Here is a 6,029-nt window from a genome sequence, read left to right on the forward strand (position 1 = left end):
CATGCAAGCCATCGAATTCTGTGCTGCTGTCGAAAATGGACGGCTGCCCATCCCTGAAGAACTCAAACAACTCGAGCGTCAGCAGGTACGGGTGATCGTACTCATTGAACAAGATCAACCAGAACGCAACGAAATCTGCCTATTTGCCAACCACACAGCAAGTCAAATAGCAGAATGGCAAGGGACAGCAGAGGATGACGTATGGACTTGAAAACCGGCGACCTTGTGCTCTGTGAGTTCTATTTTTCAGACACCAAACAAAGCAAACGGCGTCCGGTGTTAGTCTTCAAAAATAACCTGCCCTTTGATGATTTTGTTGGTATTCCTGTGAGCAGCCAAGTTCAACAACTGCACGAAGATGAATACTTAATTGAACAGGCCGACTTTATGCAGGGTCAGTTGCCCAAAACGTCCAAGGTCATGGTTAGAAAAACGTTTGTGATCTCCAAGCAGGTTGTGATCAAACAATATGACTGCCTCACACCGCAGAGTCAGCAACGCTTGCAACAGGTCTTTTGTCGCTACTTTGGATGCAATTGAGCAGCAAAGGTTGAGTTGCCGCTGTTGGCAACCCAACTTCTCACCCACCGCTTCAACCTGACTGAATGAAAATGCCCGCCGCTTGATTGAAAAATCGGGCGGCGGGTTTTTTATTCCCCCCCTTTTGGCAAAGGGGGGTTGGGGGGATTTAATCAAAAACGGGGAATGTTGGGTTGCCCGATTGATGGCGGTGGATTGGCGGGACGCGGTGCGCGGGCAACCCAACCTACAATCTACAATCCGATGTGGTTTAATAATACCCACCGCTTGGTGTTGAATTGAGCGGCGGGTTTTTTGTTGGGGAGTGGTTTATAATTTAAATCACAGCAATTGATGCAACGGAGTTGACGAATGCCGACGATTAGCATGTTTTATGGGATATTGGTTTTGATGTATTTTCGCGATGATCGTCGTCATCATCTGCCACATATCCATGTGCGTTATCAGGGTGAAGAAGCGGCGTTGACAATTGATGATGGCGTGGTTTTCGATGGGTCGTTGCCGCGTAAGCAATTAAAAATGATTCAGGCTTGGATTGAGATTCACAAAGAAGAATTGCTGTTGAATTGGGAATTGGCCGTCAATGGCGAAGAGCCTTTTCGTATTGCTCCACTCCAGTGAGGTGCATCATGTTGATCAATGTAAAAACGGTTTACCCTTGTCCTGATTTTCATCTTGAGCTGGAATTTGAAAACGGCGAGTGGCGGCGTTTTGATATGCGTCCATTATTGCAGATGAAACCTTGGAGTTGCCTGACACTGCCCGGACGATTTGACCGCGTTCGCGTGGATTATGGCACCGTGGTCTGGCCGGGCGAGATTGATATTGCTCCGGAGACGCTTTATGACGATTCTGTCTTAATCCAATGCGCCGGGTAGCAGCGTTCGTTGGGTTGCCGCTGTTTGGCAACCTGACTTGAGAAAATCCCCCCGATCCCCTCTTTGAAAAAGGGGGGCGCGAGCGCAGCGAGTGGGGGGATTTAATCAAATAGAAAATGCCCGCCGCTTGATTGAAAAATCGGGCGGCGGGTTTTTGTTGGGGGAGTGGTTTATAATTAAGTCACAGCAATTGACGCAGATCACGCCATGAATCTGAAAATTATCCTTGAAGCAAGTGATGAAGGTGGATTCACCGCATTTGTCCCCGCACTGCCCGGTTGTATTAGTGAAGGCGATACCCGTGCAGAAGCCGATACATTTTTCTTAAGCATTAGTGAGCAATGCTCAGTAACGCTTAACTGCCAATCCGAAGATTGGGGTGTATCTACCAAGGCTGCAAAAACAGATGTTTTTACAGCGCGAACTCTTTGATGCGTTTCAAGTTTTACGCCAGCAACTTGTGCTGGCAACCGCATACTCGAACTTGTTAAAGAGCGTGATTGAGTAGCACGCGCTTGGTTATCGCCATAAAATACATGCTACCTAGTCTTAGGATAACGACGGATTTTTGCACTGTCAAAGTCGTTCTCTGTAGAAATATGCTAACGGACTCAGCATTCCTCAATCATGCTAATCAAAACACAGTTTATTGAATACTATGTGGCAACCCCCGCCGATTGATGTTGAATTGATCGGCGGGGGTTTTTTTGTTAGATAATGAAATAATTTAAGTGAGAAAAATTATTCAATGTCTAAACACGACAAACGCATTAATGTGCTATTTGCAAATCCCAAAGCGGTACGTTTTGAAGATGCTTGTCGAATTGCAGAGGCGCTTGGCTTTCATGCTCAAGGCGGCAGAGGTTCTCATCGAACGTATGGTTATCAAAATGAACCGTTGCTACTCAATTTTCAAAACCACGATGGTTATATTAAACCCTATCAAGCGCGTCAACTCATTAATATGGTGAATAAATATGGAGCGTCGTTATCAATACCTCATTGAAATTTTTTGGAGTGATGAAGATGAAGGATTTATCGCCATTGCGCCTGATTTACCGGGCTGCTCGGCCTTTGGTGATACACCGCAAAACGCGGCTAAAGAAATGGAACACGCGATGGCATCTTGGTTAGAAGCCTGTAAAAATATGAACCGACCCTATCCAGATGCCACAGCGAAACCCCAACAAATTGCCGCTTAAAACACATTGGTTAGCAGCAAAGGTTGGGTTGCGCCGCGAGGCGTGACCCGTTAAATCCCCCCTACCCCCCCCTTTTTTGCAAAGGGGGGTAAGAGTCAAGCCCCCCTTTTTGCAAAGGGGGGTAAGAGTCAAGCCCCCCTTTTTGCAAAGGGGGGTAAGAGTCAAGCCCCCCTTTGACAAAGGGGGGTTGGGGGGATTTAATCAAAGCAAGCCTGCCGCTTGATTGAAAAATCGGGCGGCGGGTTTTTTATGGGTGATTGGTTTATACTCAAGTCACAGCAAGTGCCGCAACGGAATTGATGAATGCCGACGATTAGCATGTTTTATGGGATTCTTGTCAACATCCTGTTTGAAGATGACGACCGTCATCATTTGCCACATATTCATGTCCGCTATTAAGGCAACAAAGCGTCCATCGCCATTGAAGACGGACGTGTGCTTGCTGGAGAGTTTCCACGGAAACAACTACGCTTAGTCCAAGCCTGGGTGGAAATCCACCGCGATGAATTATTGGCGGATTGGGAATTGGCTGTTCAAGGTGAACCGATACATTTTTCTTAAGCATTACTAAGCAACGCTTAACTGCCAGTCCGCAGACTGGGGTGTATCTACCAAGGCTGCAACAGCATTTGCAGCGCGTCACTCTTTGATGCGTTTCAAGTTTTACGCCAGCAACTCGTGCTGGCAACCGCGTACTCGAACTTGTTAAAGAGCGTGATTGAGCAGCACGGGCTTGGTTATCGCCATAAAATACATGCTACCCAGTCTCAGGATAACGACGGATTTTTGTACTGTCAAAGTCCTTGTCTGTAGATGAGCATTCCTCAACTATGTTCAGTAAAACACAATTTATTGAATACTATATGGCAATCTTTAAGATCGCCCCCCTTCAGTGATGAGACGCTATGAATACGCTACTTGATGTGACCGGTGTTCAGGTAAAACCAAATTATCATCTCGAACTCGAATTTGAAAATGGCGAGCGTCGCCTCTTCGATATGTCTGCTTACATGGATAGAAAACCCTTTATTCAATTGAAGCAATCATCGCTGTTTGCTTGTGCGTCAATTGATTACGGGACGGTCGTTTGGCCGGGCGATATTGATATTGCGCCCGAAACGCTGTATGAACGCTCTATTCCACTTTGAGCTGCGTAGGTTGGGTGGTGCCGCGAGGCGTGACCCGTTAAATCCCCCTACCCCCCTTTTGCAAAGGGGGGAAATCAAAACCCCCTTTAACAAAGGGGGTCACGAGTGGGGGGATTTAATCAAATAGAAAATGCCCGCCGCTTGATTGAAAAATCGGGCGGCGGGTTTTTTGTGAGCCCCCCTTTGGAAAAGGGGGGTAAGAGTAAAGCCCCCCTTTAACAAAGGGGGTCACGAGCGGAGCGAGTGGGGGGATTTAATCAAAACAAGCCCGTTGCTTGATGTTGAATTGAGCGGCGGGTTTTTTGTGGGTGGAGGAATTGGGTTTATACTCATCGCAACAATCGCCACCAACTGGAGTGATCCACTATGTCAATGACTTATGAAGAAATTCTCGGTCTATTTCGGGAAGTTGCTACTGCAAACAATAGAACAGGTGCAGAATGAGCAACACGACTCCAGTCATGCAAATAAAAATCCGCAACAAATTTAACCTATTTGACTTATTAAGCAAATATGCCTTTAATGATGGTGACGATGTGTTACCAGAAGAAAGGCACATCATTCAAGCAGCTTGTGAAAAATTTGCCAACCAATTAGGTGTAGTGGCAAATCGTTGGAAACCAGTTATTTTGAAAACATCTCATTCGCCATATTACGTTGCGTTTCAAGATTGCACGGCAGAGAAAGCAAACTATTATCGTTATGATGATTTGTCAGTACGAGAACAGCGTTACATGGATGCGATGATTGAACACCGTTTTGGTGGACAAAATGTCATTACTGTCAGTGAAGAAGAACTACCACAATTATTGTCATACGCATTAATAAACGATCAACAACGCAAAGACCAACCACCGGGACTGCTTATCATGTCCGTCACCTATGAAGAGATTCTCAACTTATTTCGGGAAGTTGCCGAAGCGCAAAAAGAAACGGAGCGCAAGTTTCAGGACACCGACCGCAAACTCAATCAACTGGAAAAACTGTTTACCAGTCAATGGGGCAAATTGATGGAATCGCTGGTTGAAGGCGATTTAGTTGCCTTATTAAAAAATCGCGGTATTCTCATTGCCGATACCACGATGCGGCTCAAAGGTAAATCTCCAGACGGCGGCAATTACGAATTCGACATCATTGCGCATAATGGCGCTGAAGTGGTTGTGGTCGAAGTGAAAACGACATTAAGACCGCAGGATGTTAAAGATTTTATTGAGCGTCTCAATCAATTAAAAGGTTGGATTCCGCGTTATGCACATAATCAGATTTATGGTGCAATGGCATGGCTCACTGCGGATGCGGGCGCTGAACAAATGCTCGAAAAGCGTGGCTTATTTAGTATTCGTGCGACGGGCAATTCCGCATCAATTCAAAACCCAACCGAGTTTATTCCACATCAATGGTAAATAGCAGCAAAGGTTGGGTTGCCGCTGTTTGGCGACCCAACTGCTCACCCACCGCTTCAACCTGACTGAATGAAAATGCCCGTTGCTTGATTTTGAATTGGGCGGCGGGTTTTTTGTTGGGGGAGGAATTGGGTTTATACTCAGTCAAGGTTATTGAGTGAGCAGATAAGCAATGCCAACACTATTAAATCAAAATGGGTTTAAATTTATTTTCTATGCCAATGAACATCCGCCACCCCATGTTCATGTTTTAAAAGGCGATACATGGGCTAAAATTGAAATGCGTACCGCACAAGTGATCACCTCAACGCTTAAACCAAAAGATGAGAAAATGGCGGTGGCATTGGTCAAACAACATCAGCACACATTTCTGGAGGTTTGGAATGACTGGTTTAGCCGGTAAAGCGGTTCGCTTTGACAACCAACATCTTCATGTTGAACTCGCTGACGGACGCATTATTTCAACACCGTTGTGTTGGTATCCGGAGCTTGAACAAACATCAATTAAAACACTCAATCGGTATCGTTTTATTTGCAATGCCACTGGAATTGAATGGGACGAACTAGATTATCATCTCAGCATTGAAGCCATGCTGCAGATTTCAGTAGAACAGGCGGCGTAGGTTAGCTGCGTCGGTTGGGTTGTGTGCCATGCGCGGGATTGGTGAATAATGACCAACCCCAACGGCACACAACCCAACATTTCCCCCGAAGAAATCCCCCCTCCCCCCTTTTTGCAAAGGGGGGTTGGGGGGGATTTAATCAAATAGGGCTTTTTCAATGCTACCTTATCGTAAAGAAAATAAGCTATTAGCACGAGAATTGCGCAATCATGCCACTGAAGCTGAACGTCTATTA

At 45.9% G+C, this 6,029-nt stretch carries 11 protein-coding genes and 1 pseudogene; all 12 read left to right on the forward strand.

Annotated features, from left to right (window positions below):
- Position 1 precedes the first annotated feature (1 nt).
- Positions 2-211, forward strand: coding sequence for a hypothetical protein (locus HUK38_RS06855; RefSeq protein ID WP_182583579.1), 210 nt, complete (start codon positions 2-4; stop codon positions 209-211).
- Positions 202-540, forward strand: coding sequence for a type II toxin-antitoxin system PemK/MazF family toxin (locus HUK38_RS06860; RefSeq protein WP_182583580.1), 339 nt, complete (start codon positions 202-204; stop codon positions 538-540). Before HUK38_RS06855 ends, HUK38_RS06860 begins: the two co-directional genes overlap by 10 nt.
- A 351-nt stretch (positions 541-891) precedes the next feature.
- Positions 892-1,161 (forward strand): DUF4160 domain-containing protein, encoded by a 270-nt coding sequence (locus tag HUK38_RS06865; protein WP_182583581.1) that lies wholly within the window; start codon positions 892-894, stop codon positions 1,159-1,161.
- Positions 1,162-1,169: 8 nt separating this feature from the next.
- Positions 1,170-1,418, forward strand: a complete 249-nt coding sequence (locus tag HUK38_RS06870) for a DUF2442 domain-containing protein (protein ID WP_182583582.1) — start codon at positions 1,170-1,172, stop codon at positions 1,416-1,418.
- A 207-nt stretch (positions 1,419-1,625) separates the two neighbouring features.
- The gene (locus HUK38_RS14895; protein WP_202985519.1) at positions 1,626-1,850 is read left to right on the forward strand and encodes a type II toxin-antitoxin system HicB family antitoxin; all 225 of its coding nucleotides are present in this window, start codon (positions 1,626-1,628) and stop codon (positions 1,848-1,850) included.
- Positions 1,851-2,166: 316 nt separating this feature from the next.
- The gene (locus HUK38_RS06880) at positions 2,167-2,424 is read left to right on the forward strand and encodes a type II toxin-antitoxin system HicA family toxin (protein ID WP_182583583.1); all 258 of its coding nucleotides are present in this window, start codon (positions 2,167-2,169) and stop codon (positions 2,422-2,424) included.
- Positions 2,396-2,620, forward strand: coding sequence for a type II toxin-antitoxin system HicB family antitoxin (locus tag HUK38_RS06885; RefSeq protein ID WP_182583584.1), 225 nt, complete (start codon positions 2,396-2,398; stop codon positions 2,618-2,620). The genes HUK38_RS06880 and HUK38_RS06885 overlap by 29 nt, the downstream gene beginning before the upstream one ends.
- Before the next feature lie 411 nt (positions 2,621-3,031).
- Positions 3,032-3,181 (forward strand): annotated as a pseudogene (locus HUK38_RS15095) (DUF4160 domain-containing protein); the annotation flags it as partial.
- Between the two features lie 344 nt (positions 3,182-3,525).
- Positions 3,526-3,768, forward strand: coding sequence for a DUF2442 domain-containing protein (locus tag HUK38_RS06895; RefSeq protein WP_182583585.1), 243 nt, complete (start codon positions 3,526-3,528; stop codon positions 3,766-3,768).
- Positions 3,769-4,208: 440 nt separating this feature from the next.
- Positions 4,209-5,171, forward strand: a complete 963-nt coding sequence (locus tag HUK38_RS15100) for a hypothetical protein (RefSeq protein WP_238787510.1) — start codon at positions 4,209-4,211, stop codon at positions 5,169-5,171.
- 172 nt (positions 5,172-5,343) lie between these two features.
- Positions 5,344-5,574 carry a DUF4160 domain-containing protein gene (locus tag HUK38_RS06910; RefSeq protein WP_182583587.1) on the forward strand — a complete coding sequence of 77 codons (231 nt, stop codon included), beginning with the start codon at positions 5,344-5,346 and terminating at the stop codon, positions 5,572-5,574.
- Positions 5,555-5,794, forward strand: a complete 240-nt coding sequence (locus HUK38_RS06915) for a DUF2442 domain-containing protein (RefSeq protein WP_105073781.1) — start codon at positions 5,555-5,557, stop codon at positions 5,792-5,794. The genes HUK38_RS06910 and HUK38_RS06915 overlap by 20 nt, the downstream gene beginning before the upstream one ends.
- Positions 5,795-6,029 lie beyond the last annotated feature (235 nt).

Source organism: Thiospirillum jenense (genome assembly GCF_014145225.1).
Classification (GTDB): domain Bacteria; phylum Pseudomonadota; class Gammaproteobacteria; order Chromatiales; family Chromatiaceae; genus Thiospirillum; species Thiospirillum jenense.